Source organism: Geotalea daltonii FRC-32 (assembly GCF_000022265.1).
In the GTDB taxonomy this organism is placed as follows: domain Bacteria; phylum Desulfobacterota; class Desulfuromonadia; order Geobacterales; family Geobacteraceae; genus Geotalea; species Geotalea daltonii.
In genome coordinates this window covers 544,484-563,652 of sequence record NC_011979.1, presented here as the reverse complement: position 1 = coordinate 563,652, position 19,169 = coordinate 544,484, and the positions used below count along the sequence as shown (strand labels likewise).

The following is a 19,169-nucleotide window of genomic DNA, read 5'->3' as shown; positions in this document are numbered from 1 at the left end:
CAGGGTGCCTGTCAATTTTTTGAAATATTTAAAGTCTGCCCCGATTACCGTCAGGAAAGCCCTTTGTCATTAAGGAAGGGACCGTATTTTTGGTCCTCTCTCTGGATGTGGTTGGAAAGCCAGTCCTTGAGGAATGTCATCACCGTCTGGGTCAACACCGGGCTTCCTTCCTTAAGCTTTTTCTGGATGTCAGCCACCTGCATTACCAGCAGGTTGTGCTCTTTTTTGTGTTTTTCGTAGTCACCGTAGCCGTGCTTCTGCAGCAATGCCTCCTCTGCAGCAAAATGTTGTTTTGTGTAATCCACCAGTGATTGCAGGATCTCCCCCAGCACATCCTTTCCCTTGCCCGCTTTCATGGCGTCATGAAGCTTGTTGATGAGGTCGATCAATTTTTTGTGCTGCTCGTCGAACTGCTTTACATTGACACTGAGGCTTTGATTCCAGGTGATGAGAGACATTTTTCCTCCAAAATAGTAGTCGATGATTCTTATATTCGGCGCCCACAGTGAAAAACTTTAGGCAGCGCTGCAAGGAATGACGATGGTAAAGCAGCTCCCCTCGCCAACGGCACTCTCAACGGCGATGGCCCCGCCATGGGCCTCGACGATGGCCTTGCTGATGGTCAGGCCAAGACCTGTCCCCCTGAAGCCATTGGCGCCTTTGGAACGAAAGTACTTGTTGAAGATGCGGGGCAGGTCTTTCTGGGGAATGCCTATCCCTGTGTCCGTTACCGCTACATGCAGCTTTTCATCCCCCAGCCATGCATTGACCGTCACCTGACCCTTGCGGGGGGTAAATTTGACCGCATTGCCGATGATATTTGCGAAGACACGGGAAAGCTGATTACCATCCACATTCATCGCAGGAATACCACTTTCGATATTGTGGTTTAATCGTACCCCCCGTGACGAAGCCTCACGGGCCATATCATGGCAGCACGCCTCCAGTATGGCGGAAAGATCGCACCAGCTACACGTAGTCTGCAGCAGCCCCACTTCCAGACGGTATGCATCCAGCACGTCCTCGATCATGGCCAATAGTTTCAGTGCGCTTCGGTCCATTTCATCCAGACACGGCAGAAGCGAGACATGCACCTTTGTCCCATCTTCGTTTCTCAAGGCCTGTACATAGCCCATCAGTACGGTCAAAGGAGATTTCAGGTCATGGGTCATCATGGCAACGATTTCTTCCCGATGCCTCTTTTCCTTCTTTTCTTCTGTCACATCAAGCAGTTCGTATATTTCTCCCGACGACTCTCCGGAGGGAATTCGCACCTCCGCTGATCTGGCGGTCAATACGGCACCGTTGACACTCACCTCCACCGGCATCTCACGGCAATTTTCGCTCAGTACCCTGTAGACAGGTGTCCGTAGAGGCAACATGTCCACCCTTTTGCCTGTGACATCACCGGCAGAAGTATGCAACATTGACTCTGCCCTGGCATTGATCAGGGCTATCCTGCCGTCGCCGTCCAGATAGATGATGCCGGTGCTCTGGCTGGCGATGATGCTTTCTGCGACCGAGGCCATATCCGGTGCCGTTTTTTGGTGCGCTGCCGTCTTTTTCATGATTATGCTTATCGGGATTTGAGAGGAGAGCTTGAATAAATTAATAGCGGACTGCCGCCAGTTCTAGACCTGTCATTCTCCAATGGCAAAGAACGCTATTTCGTTTGACAGCTATTCCTCCCCATGATAGGTATCATTCTTGCTTTTGATATAAAAAAACCCTTACATGGTGGGCATTTATGTTCTTTAAAAAATACCTTTCCTCGATGAAAAGCACCTGCATCTTCATGCTCTGCTTCGGCCTGTTCATGGGGATCGTTTTTCCGTTTTATTCCTGGCTTTTCTTCGGCAAAGGGGCATTCACCCCCATGTACGTCATCGGCTGCATGTTGGCCGGTATTGCCGTGGGGACGTTCTGCTATTACATTATCAAGCAGGTGATGAAGATCCATGTGGAGAACCAGTGGCGCACGCTTAGTGCCATTGCCGGGCAAGAGGAAATGGAAAGAATCGGTAAAGGGGGAGACGAGCTGAAATTGCTCCTGGAGTGCCATGACCTCCTTCTCGGCAAGGTACTGAAGATGGTGGAAAATGTTGCCGCGCTTTCCCTGGACATCAATTCCTATCACCTTGGGATAGGCGACCAGTCGAAGGAGATTGTTCAAAGCGGTGAAAAGCAGGTCGCCAAGGAAAAGGAGACCCTGCAGGCCGTCCGTGACATGAACGGCTTCTTTAATGACCTGTTGCTGGAGATCGAGGATATTTCCCGGAGGACGGACGATCGGGCTTCCATCACTGCCGAAATGAGTGCAACAACCGATATGATCGCCGGCAATATCAAGGACTTTACGGCATCGGTGCTGGAGACTTCCGCCTCCATCGAGGAGATGGCCTCAAGCATAAATGAAACGGCTACCAACGTAGAGGCACTGGCCCTTTCCACCGAGCAGACCTCCAGTTCCATCAGTGAGATAAGCGCCGTTAACAACAATGTTCGGGACAATGCACAAAGGACCAGTGAGTGCGCTGAAGACATGCGGAAAAAAGCCACGGAAGGCATGCAATCCATGACCGCCACCCTCAAAGCCATGAGGGAGATAGAAAAGACCAACGCCGACTCATTTGCCGCCATCAACCGGCTTTCGGTGCATTCAGCAAGGGTCGGCGAATTTCTCAACGTCATCAAGGAAGTGGTTGATCAGACTAATCTCCTCTCCCTCAATGCATCCATAATTGCTGCCCAGGCCGGGGAACAGGGCAAATCTTTCAGTGTGGTCGCCGAAGAGGTAAGGTCCTTGGCCAAGAGAACCTCCCTTTCGGCAAAGGAAATCCAGGAATTGGTAGCCAGTATTCAGAAGGAAACTGCTGAGGTACAGAGAACCATTTCCCAAGAGAAAGACAGGATCAGGGATGGGGTGAAGATTTCTGCCATTGCCAACACTGCCTTGGAAAAGATTGCCCAGGGGACAGCAGAAGCATCGCAGATGGTGCAGAAAATTGCCACGTCCACCGTCGAGCAGGCTGCCGCCAGCAAAATGATTACGGAAGAAGCTGAAAAAAATCTGGACCGGGTCAAACAATTTACCGGTGCCATCCATGAGCAAAAACGGGGAATCGGGCTGATCGTCAAGGCCCTTGATAAGATGCGCTCCTTCTCCGCTCTTATCTCCAACTCGACTCAGGAACAGTCACGGGGCAACCGCCTTTATCTGAAAAGCGTCATGGAAGATAACGACCGGGTAAAGCAGCTCAAGGAAACGGCTGTACAGCAGATCATGATGGGGGATGTCCTGTTGAATTACGTGACAGAGGCCGGACTGCTCAATGAAGCAAACAGCATGCTGGCCGAGGACATGATGAAAAAGATAAAAGTCATTGCCGCCCTGACGGATCGGATGCACAGGGAGCTGGCACCTTTCGTGGTGAAAGGACAGTAACCAGCTCCGCCATCAGTTCAGCCTGCAATGAGTAGCAGACCCTTGTTCCTTCCCTTCGGGCAGTGACTATTCCGCTCTCCTTCAGAACCTTCAGATGCTGGGACACGACTGCCTGGGGCAAACAGAGATGCTGCCACATTTCCTTGACGCAGACGCACCGGTCCCCCAGTTCAGTCACGATCCTGAGCCGTACCGGATGACCAAGTATTCTGATCAACAGTGCCTGTTCTTCTACGGTCATCGCATCCTCAAGATTTGAAGCTCCATTTTCAACGCTCGATGGAAAATCCGCTCCGATACCAGCCGACGATACCGTCGCTCATGTTGTAGACCTCACTGTACCCCTTGCCGGCCAGATATCCTGCAACCATGCCCGAACGTGAACCGACAGCGCAATAAACTACCACCGGCCTGTTCTTCGGCACCTCGCGAAGGCGCCGCTCTATCTCATTGACCGGAATCAGTACCGCACCCCTGAGATGGGCCTGGCGATACTCGTCCGGAGTCCGCACATCCAGGAGAAAAACATTTTTCCCTTTACTCAGCAGCCCTTTAGCCTCCCGCGAGCTGATGTTCTTTTCTCCTGCGGCAAAGGCCAGTGTTGCCCACACGATGACGGTTGCACATGCAACTGCTGTTAATCTCATGCCGATAGCTCCTCGTTTTTCATTACATTTCCAGTGTATATCCCACCTGTGCCGGATGGAATTTTCCGGGAAATTCCTTCATCAGCCGGGCTGATGCAGCAAAACCGGCACAATGGCTGCCGCATATCTTCTCGATCCCGTAGGTCCCGAGCATTTTCACCGTCCCATTGAGCTGGGCCTGTGAAGAGAACCCCAGGTGATTGCCGCCGATCACCGCATATATTCGGGTCTCGCCTGTTCGTTCCCTGACCAGTTCCAGGGTGTTTATCATTCCGGAATGGCAGCAGCCCAACACCAGCACCAGCCCCTTGCCCGTTTTCAGCACCAGTGACTGGTCGTCCGGGACCTGATCAGGGATGCAACCTGCGGCATCGCAGAACAGTCCCGTGTCACCCTGCTCAAAGGCCTGCTTTCGCGGGACTTCTCCGCTGAGAAAGATATCCGGCGCAATCTCCCTGAATGAAGCGTCAAGGTCAAAAGAGGCACCCTGTCCTTCCAGAAACTCCCTGCTGTAAGGCATGCCGATGGAGCGTCCCTTTTCCCCGTCCCGCAGCGTATAGCGGCCGGCAAAGATACCCTCATGACCGTAGACCCTTTTCGGTCCGCACCACTGGAGCAATGGCCAAAGACCGCCCGTATGATCATAATGGCCATGGGATATGGCAACCTTATCCACTCTCCTCAGATCCCGCTGCATGCGCTGGGCGTTATGGAGCAGTGTCGCTCCCTGCCCGGTATCGAAAAGCAACGAGCCGGAAGCCGTTTCGATCAGGGCAGCAAAGCCGTGTTCCCCGAGAGTACCTGCCAGTGGACCGACGCCGTTGTCGCAGAGAACGGTGATTCGCCCTTTCATTTACAGCCACAGTTGGGTGGCAGCTTGGGCACCCCGGCCTTCGCCAGAATAGTCATCATCGGGCACCAATTGGTAAAGGCCGATTGAAAAAGATTGAGGCCGATAAAGGCAGTGAACCAGAGCCAGTTTATACTATGAAGATGAGCCAGTGCCACTGACAGCATGACGAAAAATCCGGCAATCAGCCTGAGCATTCTGTCGATATGCATCTCTATACTCCTTTTTCTTCTTTTAATTGCCGCATATTATTTTTCCTGTGTGACCTTTAGCATTTCCGCCACTTTGCCGGCCACATTGCCGGTAAGAAGAGGGCAGCCCCCTTTGTCCTTTTGTGTTATAACCTTGCAGCAGGTCGCTCCGTACTGTTCCTTGAACCACTTGTGCAGCTCTTTTGTCAGGGAGCCTATCTGCTTCTTATCCTCCTGAAGAACAAGGGCAAGGGCAATGGTTCCCCCGGCAACGGCTCCGCAGACGCAGCCGGAGCCGGAACCACCACCAAAACCTGAGGCCATCCGCACCACCGCCTCAGGAATTTGCGGAGCGAAGTTGCTTCGGATTGCCGCCAGTACAGCTTCGGCGCAATGCATTTTCCCGGAACGGAACAGACCTTCAGCTTCTGCAGCCACATTGCCCACCACCCCTTCAACCTCGATCTCATCTTTTTTTTGCTTTGACCAGAACATCAATTCCTCCAGATCTTTTTGTGATTATTTCAGGCTGCAATTTTCTGCTGCCGTTTCTCCTTCCAGGACTGAACCAGGAAATACAGGACAGGTATGGTCACCCGGGACAAGGCGGTGGATGCAATTTCGCCGCACATCATGGCCAGGGCCAGCCCTTGGAAAATCGGATCGAAAACAATGACGAAGCTGCCGATAACAACAGCTGCTGCGGTGAGCAGCATCGGCCGGAAGCGGACGGCTCCCGCATCTATAATTGCCTCATCGAGGGCCATGCCCTCGCGCCGTCTCAGTTCGGCGAAATCGATGAGAATGATCGAGTTCCTGACGATGATTCCTGCCAGGGCAATGAAGCCGATCATGCTGGTAGCAGTAAAGAAGGCACCCATGATGGCATGACCCGGCAAAATGCCGATCAGGGTCAGCGGAATGGGGGCCATGATAACCAGAGGGGTGGTAAAATCCTTGAACCAGGCAACGACCAGCACATAGATCAGGACCATCACCGCGGCAAAGGCCAACCCAAGGTCGCGGAAAACTTCATAGGTGATGTGCCACTCCCCGTCCCACTTGAGGCCTGGACGGATCTCGCTCCAGGGCTGGCTTGCCGCCCGCTGCTCTATCTTGTACCCTCCCGGAAGAGCTATCTTATCTATTTCCTTCTGCATCTTCAAGATGGCATATACCGGCGCCTCCACCACCCCTGCCACGTCACCGGTAACATAGACCACATTCTTCAGGTTCTTCCGGTAGAGGGATTTGTCCTCCGCCCCGTTCTTCACCCGGATCAGCTCAGTCAGGGGCACATTGCCATGTGTGCCTGCAATATGGATGAACGACAGGTCGGCAATGGAACTGCGCCGCTCCACTGGCAGCCTCAGGTTGATCCCCACCGGCTCCTTTTCGTTCGGCAGGTGAGCGATGCCCGCATTCATGCCATCCAGTGCAATCTGCAGGGTCTTTGCCACGTCTTCGGTGGCAATGCCCGATAATGCTGCTTTCTCCTTGTCAACCTGGAAACTTATCTTCGCCTGGTCATCCTCCACGTACCAGTCGGTATCAACCACGCCAGCAGTTTTCCGGAATATCTCCTTCACCTGGGCTGCAATCGTCAGCCGCGTCTCCTGATCCGGTCCGTATACCTCTGCCACCAATGTTGAGAGAACCGGCGGCCCCGGCGGGATTTCGGCCACCTTCAACCTTGCCGAATAGCGGTCGGCTATTGTTTTCAGAACCGGCCTGATCTTTTTGGCAATATCATGGGACTGCTCGCTTCGCTTGGATTTATGCACCAGGTTGACCTGAATATCCCCCACATTGGAACCTTTGCGCAGGTAATAATGGCGAACCAGGCCATTGAAGTTGAAAGGGGAACTGACCCCGACATAGGTCTGAAAATCCACCACTTCCGGCACATTGCGTAAAGCATCCCCCATCTCTGCCAGCATGCGGGCGGTTTCTTCAAGTGCCGTGCCGTCGGGAGCATCAACGATCACCTGCAGCTCATTCTTGTTGTCGAAGGGCAGCATCTTGACGGTAACCAGCTTGAAATAGATCAGCGAACAGGAAGCAAGCAGCAGCACTACTACGCCAGTCAGAAAAACGTAGCGCACCCTTTTCTTATGGAGAAGATTTCCCATGAACCGTCGATAGAAAAGGGTAAGACGCGATTCCTTTACCACTTCCTCCCTGCCGAAGTGGGATTCTCCCTTCATGAATCGGTAGGCAAAATATGGGGTAACGATGAAGGCGATGAGCAGCGAAAACAACATGGCCATGCTTGCCCCGACAGGTATCGGGCGCATGTACGGCCCCATGAGCCCCCCGACAAAGCCCATGGGCAAAATGGAGGCAATGACTGCAAAAGTCGCCAGTATGGTCGGATTGCCGATCTCGTCAACCGCCTTGATGGATGCTTCCAACGGGGCAAACCTGGTGGTGGTGAAGTAGCGGTGGATATTTTCCACCACAACGATGGCGTCATCCACCAGAATACCAATGGAAAATATCAAGGCAAAGAGGGTGATGCGATTGAGTGTATAACCGATTTGGTTGAAGATGAGCATGGTCAGCGCCAGCGTCACAGGTATGGCTATCGCTGCCACGGCGCCTGCACGCCAGCCCATGAAGACCGCAATGAGAATGGTTACCGAAAATGCTGCCAGGAACATATGGAACAGCAGCTCATTATTCTTTTCCCTGGCCGTCTCGCCATAATTCCGCGTTACAGTTACATGCACATCCGAAGGAATCAGTTTACCCTTGAGAAGCTCCGTCTTCTTCACAAGGTCTTCGGCAACCCAGGTGGCATTGGCCCCCTTTCGCTTGGCAAAGGAAAGAGTGACCGCCGGATAACTGGCAGCTCTGCTGGCCTTCTCTACACCCTCTGCTGATCGCCCCAGGCCATGGAAGACATAATCCTTTGCCTCTTCCGGACCATCCTCCACCGTTGCCACATCTTCCACATAGACCGGTCTGCCGGCTTTGGCGGCAACAACGATCCGCCTTACCGTATCTGCTCCAGCGAGGAAAGTGCCTGTCTCCACCAGGTAATCCTTGCTCATACCTGAAAATGAGCCCGAGCGCACGGCACTGTTCTCTTTCTGCAGTGCCCCCATCACCTGCAGCGGCGACAACCCGAGGCCGGCCAGCTTGCCCGGGTCAAGCCGCACCTTTATCTGCCGGGCCTGTCCCCCTTTTATGTCGCTTTCCGCCACGTTCTCCGACTTTTTCAGTTCATCGCACAATTCTCTTGCGACCCGGCGCAAGGTGTAATGGTCGTAGCGTTCTGACCAAAGAGTCAGAGTAAGTATTGGCACGTCATCGATGGATTTCGGCGCCACCTGCGGCTCTCCTGCGCCAGGCGGTAGTGCAGCTTTGCTGCTCATAACCTTGTTATAAAGCTTCACCAGGGAGTTTTCCATATCCTCGCCGACTTTGTACCTGACGGTGACAATACCCAAGCCCGGCCTGCTGGCGGAGTATATGTATTCCACCCCTTTGATTTCCCACATCTTGGCTTCCATCGGCTTGACGACCCGCTCTTCCACCTCCCGCGGTGTTGCACCGGGCATGGGCAGGTAAATGTCAATCATCGGCACGACGATCTGTGGCTCTTCCTCCCGTGGGGTAACCAGAACCGCATAAAGCCCCAGCAGCAAAGATGCACCGACAATCAAAGGCGTCAGCTTCGAGTCGATAAAGGCGCGGGCAATTCTGCCGGCAAAGCCAAGTCCGCTCATTAATAAGCTCCCTTTACAACCTGGAAATCCGCTCCACTATTGAACGTTTGCAATTTATTGCTGACGGGATTTCTCTTCAACCCTTGCCCCCTCCACAACTTTCTCCATCCCTGCCGTGACAACCGCCTCACCGATTGCCAGTCCAGCCAAGATCTCCACCTTGTCTCCCACTGTTTTTCCTGTCTTTACTATCCTCATGCGAACGATACCATCCTGTCCCACAACCCAGACCGACGTCAGCGCGCCTTGGGTTACCACGGCTTTTTTCACCAGCAAAAGTCCCTGGCGAGTTCCCATCTGGAAATTGGCACTCCCGTATGAACCGGAACGCAGCCCTTTATCGGTTAAAGCAATTTTGACGATGAATGTCCGCGTTGCCCTATCCACTGCTGGGACAACTTCTTCCACTACCCCTGTTTTTGCAGCCGGCACCCCATCCAGACTTACAGGGACCCGGCCACCGACCTTTACCTTACCCAGCAGCGATTCCGGGGCAGCGACCTCAAGTCGATAGGCGCCTTGCTCTTCCAAGGTAAAAAGTTGTGTACCTGGAAACACCGTCATCCCCACATCAACCAGTCTGGTTACAATAATACCGCTGATCGGCGCATATATTTTCCCGTATCCGGCCAAGCTGGATGCCCCCCGTGCCCCTTCCCTGGCTGCGGCAAGTGCAGCTTCAGCCTTTGCCAAAGACCTCGCTGCCACCTCCTTTTCCGACAGCCTGCCGTCATACTCCTGGCGGGTTACCGCCTCTTCTTGCAACAATTTCTGGTACCTCTCAAACGTCACATCGGCAAATTGCTTTCTCGATCGGGCTTCTTCCACCCCATGGCTCGCCTGTTCAACAGCAGCCCTGGCACCGGCTGCCCCTGCGGTAGTTTCAGCAGATGCCAGAGTCATAAGTAGCGCACCCTTGCCGACACTGTCCCCTTCCCTCACCTTCATTGAGGTCACAGTCCCTGCTATGCGTGCTGCGATCTGGGCAGAGTTTATCGAGCGGATGGAGCCCACAGCCTCAACCTGCTCGGGAACCATCTCTGTAACCATTTTTTCGACAATTATTCCGGAGACAATCGGACCCGGACCTTCTTTTGTCCCTTCTTTCGACTTGCTGCATGCTGAATTCACCAGCAACACCAGTACGACATATACTGCAAGCCGACCTGTTTTCCATAACCTCATTTAAGAACCTCCTTGAGGAAAATTCCCGCTGATTGCCAGATCCGCGCCAAAGCAAGTGCCTGCCCATTTTCCATTTCAACCTGTACCGCGCGAGCCCTGTTCAGAGACGTCTGCGCATCCAGCAACTCGACCATGGGAGACAGGGAATTTTGAAATCGCTTGCTGATCAGGCGAACACTTTCCTCCGCATCAATCACTGCCTGCCGCGCCAATTCAAGCCTTTTCCCGGCTTCCCCATGGCGAAGAACATTTTCGCTTACCTGATAGGCGATGGAATTGGCATAATCCTTTTGATATTCCTGGGCGGCTCGCTCAAGCGACTTGAATTTATTGACTTCATTACGGGTTTTCAGCCCTGAGAAAAATTCCCAGCGCAAAGTCACCCCCGCCTGCCATGAATCGTTATCCCGACCAAACGGGACGCTGTAATCATTTAATTGATAAGAGGCGCTGGCGTATAAAGTGGGAAGGTAGGCTGCGCGCGCCAGTTCAATCGCAGTTGCTGCTTTTTGGGTTTCTTTATTCACTGCCTGCAGGTCTTTACGATTCTCGACAGCCAATAGTTGCAGTTCCTTCATGGTCGAGGTCATCTCGACAACCGATAGATCATCGACAATATCCACCTCTTCCCCTGGAGTACCCCCGATAACCATTGCTAGCTGCATCTTTGCCAGCTTCAAATCGTTGCTTGCCGTGACCAGTTGCTGTTCCACATCAAAAAGAAATGTTTTTGCCCTTAATCCCTCTGACTTAAGACCTGTCCCTACGCCAACCCTTGCCCCCGCCAGCCGCAGGTGTTCCTTTGCTTCTGCCATGGCTTGTTCAGCTATGCTGACATAGGCCTTTGCACGTCGGACCGCCAGCCACGCCGAATAAACCTGCACCGCCACATCCTGTCGCTTCTGATCGGCGGCAAATTTTTGACTTTCTACTGCCGTTTTAGCAATTGACGTGGATTTTAACAGGGATAAATCGAACAATGGCTGTTCAAGGGTCAGCGCCGTCTTAAAATCATGATAGGAGTCGGGTTTGTTGAGATTGGCTGTATCAAAGTCACTGGAGGCAAATTTCCCCTGGTCCAGCTTCATCATGAAAACACGAGTAGGAGAATTTGAAACCGCCGCACTTTCCTCAAATGAAACCCTTGGTAAATACCTGCTGCGGTTGATATTGACATCTTCTTCAGCTGCAGTTACTTCATGGGCAGTTGCCTGCAGCTGATGGTTCTTCTCCAAAGCTATTAAAATGGCTTGTCGCGGAGAGATTTTGGGTTCGGCAAAACACATCATGGGAAATGACAGTAGCAGGCAAAGTGCAAAATATATTATTTGCAAGGGAGCCTCCCAGTAAAATTGTTACAACAATATATAGCATTTTTTATATATATTACCGTCACAGTATTGTCAAGCTAATTATAGCCTTCGAAATTCCAATAGCAAAAGTGGATTGAATTTACTGTTTTGTCCAGGTGACCAGACAAGCTGGCTAGGAGTCTGTCGGACTTAGAATGAATCGGCTGCGAAACTGGTGATGGGGTAAAGGGAGACCATAATAAAAAAGCCCCTCCAGATTCCTGGCGGGGCTTCATAATACGGTGAAACTAGCTTTTTAAAAGAGGACTGCCTTCTGGGCCAGCTGCAGCAAATAACCGGGAACAACACCCGGTATCATAACCCCGGCCACCGAGATAACAAGACACAAGGCAATAGCAGGCGTTACCTTAACCCAGTCGAATTCCTCAACGGGATCTTTCATGTACATGTAGACCATCACCCGCAGATAATAGTATACGGAGGCGGCACTGTTAAGGACGCCTATGATGGCAAGCCAGATATAACCGGACTTGATGGCAGCGGAGAAGAGGTAGAATTTACCGACAAATCCAACCATGGGGGGAATGCCGGCAAGGGAAAAGAGGAAAATGGCCATCAGAACGGCAAGCACTGGTCTTCTGAAACCAAGACCTGCGAAATCTGTAACATTGCTGTTTGCCTCGCCTTTTTTCCCTATGAGGATGATGATGGCAAATGCCCCGATATTCATAAATGCGTATGAAAGCATGTAGAACAAAATACCTGCAGCACCCTCTGCGCTACCGGCAGCAAAACCGACCAGGGCATATCCGGCATGGGCGATCGAGGAATAGGCAAGAACCCTTTTTATATTGTCCTGCTTAAGAGCAATGATGTTACCGATAGTCATAGTCAGCACAGCAAGGATCCATAGCAGATCCGACCAATCCGCTTTCAGAGTCGGGAAAGCAAACACCATTACACGGATGAATGCTGCGAAACCTGCAGCCTTGGGGCCTGCGGACATAAATGCTGTAATCGGTGTGGGAGCACCTTCATAAACGTCCGGGGTCCACATATGGAAGGGCGCAGCAGCAATTTTGAAGGAAAACCCGACAGCAATCAGCAGCATGCCAACGAGGAACAGCGGGTTAGCTGTAACCGCACCATTCTGGCTCACGTATGAGGCAATATTTGCAATCTTGGTTGACCCGGTGGCACCATAAGTAAGAGCCATTCCGTAAAGAAGGAAACCGGTAGAAAAGGCGCCGAGCAGGAAGTACTTCAAACCTGCTTCATTTGATTTTAAATTCTCCCTGTTGAATCCAGCAAGAACATAAAGGGCGACAGATAAAACTTCGAGGCCCAGGAAGATGGTCATGAGATCAGTTCCCGATGCCATCAGCATCATACCTGCCGTTGCCAGCAGTATGAGGGGGTAAATTTCCCCATGGTTGCAGTTTTCCCGCTCAAGATACTGGTCACTGATAAGCAACGTCAAGGCTGCGGACACAAGGAAAATGGCTTTGAAAAACAGAGAGAAGTTATCCTGTAATACTGAACCGTTAAAGCCCTCCTGGAGTGAGAGCGGTGCATCCCAAGCATTGAATACGCTGACTCCGGCAACGATAATACCTATGAGACTCAGGTAAGCAAGATAAGCCTTCTGTTTGCCAGGGACAAAGACATTGACCAGCAGAAGCACCATGGCAAATACCGAAAGTATTGTCTCTGGCATCACCGCAGCGAAGTTTATGGCTGGCATAGGGATTGTTTCCATCTAATTTCCTCCGGTAACTATTCTAAACTGTGTCTATTTCACTTCTGCTGGGGTTGCTGCGTGTGGATCTGCAATCGGGACGGCAGGAATTGCCTGCACCGGTTGGGAAACAGTTAGTTGTGGATTTGCAGCAGCCTGCTTCGTCTTGACATGCTGAACCAGGTTCACAATGGAAGGGCTCATTTTGTCGAGGAACGGGCGTGGGTAAACTCCCATGAAGAAGATAAGTACCAGTAGTGGGAGCATGATTGCAATTTCCCGTGCATTCAGGTCCTTGAGAACCTGGTTTTTCGGATTGTTGAGTTCTCCGAACATTACGCGTTGGAACATCCACAGCATGTACACGGCGGAGAGTATGACTCCGCTGGTAGCAATCACCGAGTACCATCTGATACTGCTCTCGAAAGATCCGATCAGAACCAGGAATTCGCCGACAAAGCCGTTGGTCCCCGGGAGGCCGATGGAAGAGAGAGTAACAATCATGAAGATGGTAGCGAATACCGGCATCTGTTTGGAGAGACCGCCGAAATCTGTAATAAGCCTGGTATGCCGGCGTTCATAAATGAAACCAACAATAAGGAACAATGCGCCGGTGGAAACGCCATGATTGAGCATCTGCAGCATACCACCGGCAATGCCCTGCTCATTTAATGCAAAGACACCGAGCATGACGAAGCCAAGATGGGCAACAGATGAATAAGCGACCAGCTTCTTGACGTCCTCTTGTACCATCGCCACCAGAGCGGCATAAATTATACCAATAACCGACAGGGTCGCGATAAGCGGTGTAAACTGATCGGTTGCCAGAGGAAAGAGCGGAATAGCGAAACGAACGAAACCGTAGGTACCCATCTTCAAAAGCACAGCCGCCAGTATTACCGAACCAGCCGTTGGGGCTTCGGTATGGGCATCAGGCAGCCAGGTATGGAGCGGAAACATCGGTACCTTGATAGCAAAGGCCAGGGCAAAAGCCAGAAACATCCAGGTCTGGGTTACCGGATCCAATGAAAGCTGGTAAAACTTGAGAAGATTGAAATCTCCGCCACCGGCCTTGAAGTAAAGGGCTATCAATGCCACCAGCATGAGCAGTGAACCAACCATGGTATAAATGAAGAACTTCACAGCGGCATATATCTTGTTCTTGCCACCCCAGATACCGATGATGAAATACATTGGGATCAGCATTACTTCCCAGAAGATATAGAAGAGGAAGAGGTCGATGGCGATGAAGGCACCAAGCATGCCGACTTCAAGAAGAAGCAGACAGATCATATACTCTTTCACCTTTTCTTCGACTGCGGTCCATGTCGAAAGAATGGCGATAGGCATAATGAAGGTGGTAAGAATGACAAGCCACAGGCTGATACCGTCGATGCCTATGTGGTAGCTCATCTGGAACGGTCCGGCTGATATCCAGGGCACTTTTTCAACAAACTGGAACTCGGCGGTGTTCTGAAAACCGGTAATCAACGGAATAGAAACTAGGAAAACTATCAGAGAAACGCCAAGGGCGATACCTCTCGCGACTGCATGGCTGTTCTTGTTGACGAACAGCAGGAGTAAAACCCCCAACAGCGGCAGGAAAGTTATTATGCTCAGTAACGCAGGCATCTGGTTCATTTACTCTGCTCCTTTAAATCTGGCAAAAATTATCTGAATTAATTCTTAACGGAATAGGTAGAAACCGACGATCACAACCATACCCAGTGCCATGGTCAAAGCGTAATTGTGCACAAAGCCTGACTGAACATGTCTGAGAACACCGCTGAACCCCATGGTCACCTTGGCCACGCCATTGACAATCCCGTCTACCACCAGCACATCGAATCCTTTCCAGAGAAAGTGGCCGAGGGCCTTGCAGGGATTGACAAAAAGGAAGTCATAAAGCTCGTCTATGTACCATTTGTTATAAACTGCCTTGTGCAGACCGGGAAAGGCAGCCGTAAATTTGGCCGGTATTGACGGCGAGATTATATAGAGAGCGTAAGCTATGCTGATACCAATAACGGCAATCAATACCGAGGTGCCCATTAGACCCCACTCCAGGGCGTGGCTGTGATGGGCTGCAGCGTGTACATGCTCCTTGGCAAACTCTTCCGAAATTTTGAAGACCGGCTCAAGGTAGTGCTCGAAGTAATTGGGTATGCCTCCAAGAACGTCGCCGATCAGTTTCGGGATACCCACATAGCCGCCAATCACAGCAAGCGTGCCCAAAACCATCAGAGGAAGCGTGATAACAAAAGGCGACTCGTGGAGATGATCTTTTGCCTTGGCAGTAATGCGACACTCACCGAAGAAGGTCATAAAAACCAGTCGGAACATATAAAATGCAGTGAAGCCTGCGGCTATTGCCCCCGTTCCCCAAAGAACATAGTTGAGGCTGCCATGAAACGGGTTAGCGAATGCCTGCCAAAGAATCTCGTCTTTCGAGAAAAAGCCTGAGAAGCCGGGGATACCAGCTATGGCAATGGTCGAAACAAGAAAGGTGATAAAAGTAATCGGCATTTTTGATTTCAGCCCGCCCATATTGCGCATGTCCTGGGCGTCATCGTGGGAATGTGCATGATGTAAAGCGTGATGCATGGAGTGAATAACCGAGCCTGAACCAAGGAACAGACAGGCCTTGAAGAATGCATGGGTCATGAGGTGGAATACACCGGCTGCGAAGGCACCAACCCCCATTGCCAGAAACATGAAGCCCAGCTGAGAAACTGTAGAATATGCAAGAACCCGTTTGATGTCGTTCTGGGCAGTGCCGATCGTTGCAGCGAAAATCGCGGTGGCTGCACCGATACAGGCAATTACCAGCATTGTTTCAGGAGCTTTGATGAAGATGAAGTTCATGCGGCCGATCATATAAACACCGGCGGTAACCATTGTAGCAGCATGAATGAGGGCCGATACCGGCGTAGGGCCTTCCATGGCATCAGGCAGCCAGGTGTAAAGAGGTATTTGGGCCGATTTACCTGTGGCGCCAAGGAAAAAGCAGAGAGTAATGATGGTAACAATGCCGCCAACCGGCAGCAGGTGGGATGCCTTACCCAACTCCACGAAGTTGATGGTCCAGATATTATGGTTCTGGCCTAAAAACCAGAACAATGTGAACACCCCCAGCAGGAAGCCGAAGTCCCCAACCCTGTTCATCACAAAAGCTTTTTTCCCTGCATCCCCAGCGGATTTTTTGTGGAAATAGTACCCAATGAGCAGGTAAGAGCAAAGACCAACCCCTTCCCAACCTACGAACATCAGCAGCAGGTTGTTGCCGAGGACAAGAAGAAGCATTGAAAAGGTGAAGAGATTGAGATAGGTGAAGTAACGGTAAAAGCCTTCCTCACCATGCATGTAGCCGATGGAATATAAATGGATGAGAAAGCCGACGCCGGTGACGACCATGATCATCAGAGCTGACAGGGGGTCGATCAGGAAGCCGATATCTGCTTTGAAATTACCCGATTGCATCCAGGTAAAGACGTTTAGCTCATAAAGGCGCTCTTCACTGGGTAGAGACAGCAGTTTGAACAGTATGCTGCAGGAAACCAGGAAAGAACCAAAGACCATTGCCGATCCGATCCCGCCTATAATCTTCTCATTCTTTATTGATTTGCCGAATAGGCCGTTGATTACCACCCCGATGAGTGGGAACAGTGGGATCAACCATACGTATTCAAACATTCCTGACTCCTTTATCTGATAAATTCCTGAAATTTGTCGAAGTTATTACCATTTCATGATGTTGACATCTTCAACGTCGATGGATTCCCTGTTTTTAAAGAAGGCTATCATCAGAGCAAGACCGACTGCCGCCTCGGCAGCGGCAACAGTCATGACGAAAAAGACGAAAATCTGGCCGTCAATGTTGCCAAGGTATTTGGAGAAGGCAATAAAGGTAAGATTCACTGCATTCAGCATCATCTCCACGCACATGAAAATAACGATGGCGTTTCTCCTGACAAGTACCCCTATGGTGCCTATTGAGAACAGAATTGCGCTTATGATGAGATAGTTGTTTAAGGCCAGCATTGTCTTCACCCCGATAATTTTAGATTTTTCTTTTAGATAGGATGACTGCCCCGATAATAGCAACAAGCAGAAGCAGAGAAGTTATCTCAAAAGGCAGCAGGAAGTCCGTGTAAAGTGCCTTGCCGATTAATTCAACATGTCCTACTTTCTCGATCAGTGCTGTATCCATCGCACCTGTTAAGCCGGTCATGGAACCTTTCGTGAGGAAGTAGCAGGTCTGGAACAGAATAAGCAGGCCTACTATACTGCCAGCCAAGACTGCATGAGTGGTTTTCCTGCCAGTTTCAGTTCTGATATTGAGAAGCATTATGACAAAGACAATCAGAACCATGATGGCACCGGCGTAGACAATAACCTGTATGGCCGCCATAAAGGGAGCATCAAGCATCACATAGAAGGTGGCAAGACAGAAAAAAGTCATTACCAGTGATAGAGCACTGTTTATCGGGTTTCTGCAGGTAATCACCAGAATGCTGGATATGACAGCCACCGCTGCCACTATGAGGAAGAATAACGACTCTAGCATTGACTGCTCCTTTATTTCTTTTCTAAAAGTCTTTCTTTTGAAAAAACAAAATCAGCCCGTGTATAGTTGGCAAGTTCAAAAGCCTCTGTCATGCGCACTGCATCCACAGGACATGCCTCAACACAGAAGCCACAGAATATGCAACGCAGCATGTCAATCTCATACTCAGCAGCGTACTTGTTGTGATTTTCATCTTCACCCGCTTCGACTTTGATGCACTTAGCCGGGCAGACAGTGGGACAAAGGTAGCAGGCAACACATTTCGCCTTGTCATGAGAAATATTAAGGGCATGAAGGCCTCTGAATGTAGGAGCTACCTCCGGCCTCTCGTCCGGATATTGAAGAGTAACCGGCTTCTTGAAAAGATGACTTAGTGTGATCCCTAAACCTTTAAGCAACGGCATTATCATGGGTGATACCTCGCCTGTAAATTTGATTCTATTTTAAAAGCGTAACGACAATTCCTGTAACCACTACATTGAGCAGAGTCAAGGGCAGGAACACCTTCCAGCCGAGTCTCATAAGCTGGTCATAACGATATCTGGGGTAGGTTGCCCTGATCCACATGCAGACGAAAATCAGGAAATAAACCTTGGCAATGAACCAGACCCAGCCCGGAAGGAATGCAGGACCGTGCCAGCCGCCCAAAAACAGGGTGGTCGTAACGGCACAGACAGTTACCATGTTTGCATATTCAGCCATAAAGAACATCGCGTATTTCATGCTTGAATATTCGGTGATAAATCCGGAGACAAGCTCTGTTTCAGCCTCGGGGAGGTCGAATGGGGTACGGTTGATTTCAGCAAGAGAGCAGATAAAAAAGATGACGAAGGCAAGCGGTTGCTTGAAAGCATACCAGGCAAAACCTGCTTGATCTGCAACTATCTTCTGCAGAGAAAGTGACTCGGAGAGCATGAAGACGGCAACGATTGCCAGTCCTGCAGCCAGTTCATAAGACACCATTTGCGCTGAAGCCCTGAGTCCTCCCAGCAGAGAGTATTTGCTGTTTGACGACCATCCTGCCAGAACGACCCCGTAAACACCCAGGGAAGCCATACCAAGGATATAGAGCACACCCACATTGACATCGAGAATCCTGTCACCAGCAGGGTCATAGACGGCAGCAATCTGCAGGGGAACTTTATAACCGGCAACCTCGATCGTCTCCCCGAAAGGAATAACTGCAAATGCGATAAATGCCGGGATAAGAGCTACAAGAGGAGCCAAAAGGAAGGCAAACTTGCTCGATTGCGCCGGAATGACCTCTTCCTTGAAGAAAAGCTTCAACCCATCGGCAATAGGCTGGAGCAATCCGTGCCAGCCTGTCCTCATGGGACCGAGACGCACCTGCATATGGCCGATGATTTTTCTTTCCGCGTAAGTGGCATATGCAACCGTCAATAACACAAAGACAAAGGCTACGAGCACTTTGGCAATCATTGCTATGTAGTACGCAACTGGCAGTCCTAAGATTAGCGTATCCATCTGATTGTCTTCCC

Annotated in this window: 18 protein-coding genes; 1 reads left to right on the top strand and 17 read right to left on the bottom strand. The window is 50.9% G+C overall.

All coding sequences use genetic code 11. The annotated features are described in order from the left end of the window. Window positions 1–50 precede the first annotated feature (50 nt). Together GEOB_RS02405 and GEOB_RS02400 are read right to left on the bottom strand one after the other, a co-directional pair. Entirely contained in the window at window positions 51–458 is a 408-nt protein-coding gene (locus tag GEOB_RS02405) for a bacteriohemerythrin (RefSeq protein WP_012645584.1), read from the bottom strand. A 57-nt stretch (window positions 459–515) separates the two neighbouring features. Beyond that, on the bottom strand, window positions 516–1,568 hold the full coding sequence (locus GEOB_RS02400) for a sensor histidine kinase (protein WP_012645583.1): 1,053 nt from the start codon (window positions 1,566–1,568) through the stop codon (window positions 516–518). A 179-nt stretch (window positions 1,569–1,747) separates the two neighbouring features. On the opposite strand from GEOB_RS02400, the gene GEOB_RS02395 reads away from it, so the two are divergent. Next, window positions 1,748–3,445: a methyl-accepting chemotaxis protein gene (locus GEOB_RS02395; RefSeq protein WP_012645582.1), complete on the top strand. Its 1,698-nt coding sequence runs from the start codon at window positions 1,748–1,750 to the stop codon at window positions 3,443–3,445. Here the strand turns inward: GEOB_RS02395 and GEOB_RS19625 are convergent. The 15 genes from GEOB_RS19625 to nuoH form a co-directional block, all read right to left on the bottom strand. Then, window positions 3,381–3,686, bottom strand: a complete 306-nt coding sequence (locus GEOB_RS19625; RefSeq protein WP_012645581.1) for an ArsR/SmtB family transcription factor — start codon at window positions 3,684–3,686, stop codon at window positions 3,381–3,383. The genes GEOB_RS02395 and GEOB_RS19625 overlap by 65 nt on opposite strands. A 28-nt stretch (window positions 3,687–3,714) precedes the next feature. Further along, window positions 3,715–4,092, bottom strand: a complete 378-nt coding sequence (locus GEOB_RS02390; protein ID WP_012645580.1) for a rhodanese-like domain-containing protein — start codon at window positions 4,090–4,092, stop codon at window positions 3,715–3,717. Between the two features lie 22 nt (window positions 4,093–4,114). Beyond that, entirely contained in the window at window positions 4,115–4,945 is an 831-nt protein-coding gene (locus GEOB_RS02385; protein WP_012645579.1) for an MBL fold metallo-hydrolase, read from the bottom strand. Then, window positions 4,942–5,154 (bottom strand): YgaP family membrane protein, encoded by a 213-nt coding sequence (locus GEOB_RS02380; protein WP_012645578.1) that lies wholly within the window; start codon window positions 5,152–5,154, stop codon window positions 4,942–4,944. The genes GEOB_RS02385 and GEOB_RS02380 overlap by 4 nt, the downstream gene beginning before the upstream one ends. Before the next feature lie 36 nt (window positions 5,155–5,190). Further along, on the bottom strand, window positions 5,191–5,628 hold the full coding sequence (locus GEOB_RS02375) for a C-GCAxxG-C-C family protein (protein ID WP_012645577.1): 438 nt from the start codon (window positions 5,626–5,628) through the stop codon (window positions 5,191–5,193). Window positions 5,629–5,657: 29 nt separating this feature from the next. Continuing rightward, window positions 5,658–8,867, bottom strand: a complete 3,210-nt coding sequence (locus tag GEOB_RS02370) for an efflux RND transporter permease subunit (RefSeq protein WP_012645576.1) — start codon at window positions 8,865–8,867, stop codon at window positions 5,658–5,660. Window positions 8,868–8,921: 54 nt separating this feature from the next. Further along, window positions 8,922–10,052, bottom strand: coding sequence for an efflux RND transporter periplasmic adaptor subunit (locus tag GEOB_RS02365; protein WP_012645575.1), 1,131 nt, complete (start codon window positions 10,050–10,052; stop codon window positions 8,922–8,924). Then, complete coding sequence (locus GEOB_RS02360; RefSeq protein WP_012645574.1) at window positions 10,049–11,386, bottom strand: TolC family protein; 1,338 nt, start codon at window positions 11,384–11,386, stop codon at window positions 10,049–10,051. Before GEOB_RS02360 ends, GEOB_RS02365 begins: the two co-directional genes overlap by 4 nt. A 274-nt stretch (window positions 11,387–11,660) precedes the next feature. Then, window positions 11,661–13,124, bottom strand: a complete 1,464-nt coding sequence (locus GEOB_RS02355) for an NADH-quinone oxidoreductase subunit N (RefSeq protein ID WP_012645573.1) — start codon at window positions 13,122–13,124, stop codon at window positions 11,661–11,663. 33 nt (window positions 13,125–13,157) lie between these two features. Further along, complete coding sequence (locus GEOB_RS02350; RefSeq protein ID WP_012645572.1) at window positions 13,158–14,744, bottom strand: NADH-quinone oxidoreductase subunit M; 1,587 nt, start codon at window positions 14,742–14,744, stop codon at window positions 13,158–13,160. A gap of 45 nt (window positions 14,745–14,789) precedes the next feature. Further along, window positions 14,790–16,796, bottom strand: a complete 2,007-nt coding sequence (gene nuoL, locus GEOB_RS02345) for an NADH-quinone oxidoreductase subunit L (RefSeq protein ID WP_012645571.1) — start codon at window positions 16,794–16,796, stop codon at window positions 14,790–14,792. A gap of 45 nt (window positions 16,797–16,841) precedes the next feature. Beyond that, on the bottom strand, window positions 16,842–17,144 hold the full coding sequence (gene nuoK, locus GEOB_RS02340) for an NADH-quinone oxidoreductase subunit NuoK (RefSeq protein ID WP_012645570.1): 303 nt from the start codon (window positions 17,142–17,144) through the stop codon (window positions 16,842–16,844). Window positions 17,145–17,163: 19 nt separating this feature from the next. Continuing rightward, a complete protein-coding gene (locus GEOB_RS02335; protein ID WP_012645569.1) occupies window positions 17,164–17,670 on the bottom strand; it encodes an NADH-quinone oxidoreductase subunit J in 507 nt (168 codons plus the stop codon). 11 nt (window positions 17,671–17,681) lie between these two features. Next, on the bottom strand, window positions 17,682–18,080 hold the full coding sequence (nuoI, locus tag GEOB_RS02330; protein WP_012645568.1) for an NADH-quinone oxidoreductase subunit NuoI: 399 nt from the start codon (window positions 18,078–18,080) through the stop codon (window positions 17,682–17,684). 28 nt (window positions 18,081–18,108) lie between these two features. After that, the gene (nuoH, locus tag GEOB_RS02325; RefSeq protein ID WP_012645567.1) at window positions 18,109–19,155 is read right to left on the bottom strand and encodes an NADH-quinone oxidoreductase subunit NuoH; all 1,047 of its coding nucleotides are present in this window, start codon (window positions 19,153–19,155) and stop codon (window positions 18,109–18,111) included. Window positions 19,156–19,169 lie beyond the last annotated feature (14 nt).

Bases quoted from the DNA above. Each gene is read 5' to 3' on its own strand.
- GEOB_RS02350 (WP_012645572.1), bottom strand. From the start codon at position 14,744: ATGAACCAGATGCCTGCGTTACTGAGCATAATAACTTTCCTGCCGCTG.
- GEOB_RS19625 (WP_012645581.1), bottom strand. From the start codon at position 3,686: ATGACCGTAGAAGAACAGGCACTGTTGATCAGAATACTTGGTCATCCG.
- GEOB_RS02385 (WP_012645579.1), bottom strand. From the start codon at position 4,945: ATGAAAGGGCGAATCACCGTTCTCTGCGACAACGGCGTCGGTCCACTG.
- GEOB_RS02355 (WP_012645573.1), bottom strand. From the start codon at position 13,124: ATGGAAACAATCCCTATGCCAGCCATAAACTTCGCTGCGGTGATGCCA.
- GEOB_RS02390 (WP_012645580.1), bottom strand. From the start codon at position 4,092: ATGAGATTAACAGCAGTTGCATGTGCAACCGTCATCGTGTGGGCAACA.
- GEOB_RS02395 (WP_012645582.1), top strand. From the start codon at position 1,748: ATGTTCTTTAAAAAATACCTTTCCTCGATGAAAAGCACCTGCATCTTC.
- nuoH (WP_012645567.1), bottom strand. From the start codon at position 19,155: ATGGATACGCTAATCTTAGGACTGCCAGTTGCGTACTACATAGCAATG.
- nuoL (WP_012645571.1), bottom strand. From the start codon at position 16,796: ATGTTTGAATACGTATGGTTGATCCCACTGTTCCCACTCATCGGGGTG.
- GEOB_RS02400 (WP_012645583.1), bottom strand. From the start codon at position 1,568: ATGAAAAAGACGGCAGCGCACCAAAAAACGGCACCGGATATGGCCTCG.
- GEOB_RS02405 (WP_012645584.1), bottom strand. From the start codon at position 458: ATGTCTCTCATCACCTGGAATCAAAGCCTCAGTGTCAATGTAAAGCAG.
- nuoI (WP_012645568.1), bottom strand. From the start codon at position 18,080: ATGATAATGCCGTTGCTTAAAGGTTTAGGGATCACACTAAGTCATCTT.
- GEOB_RS02370 (WP_012645576.1), bottom strand. From the start codon at position 8,867: ATGAGCGGACTTGGCTTTGCCGGCAGAATTGCCCGCGCCTTTATCGAC.
- GEOB_RS02375 (WP_012645577.1), bottom strand. From the start codon at position 5,628: ATGTTCTGGTCAAAGCAAAAAAAAGATGAGATCGAGGTTGAAGGGGTG.
- GEOB_RS02380 (WP_012645578.1), bottom strand. From the start codon at position 5,154: ATGCATATCGACAGAATGCTCAGGCTGATTGCCGGATTTTTCGTCATG.
- GEOB_RS02335 (WP_012645569.1), bottom strand. From the start codon at position 17,670: ATGCTAGAGTCGTTATTCTTCCTCATAGTGGCAGCGGTGGCTGTCATA.
- nuoK (WP_012645570.1), bottom strand. From the start codon at position 17,144: ATGCTGGCCTTAAACAACTATCTCATCATAAGCGCAATTCTGTTCTCA.
- GEOB_RS02365 (WP_012645575.1), bottom strand. From the start codon at position 10,052: ATGAGGTTATGGAAAACAGGTCGGCTTGCAGTATATGTCGTACTGGTG.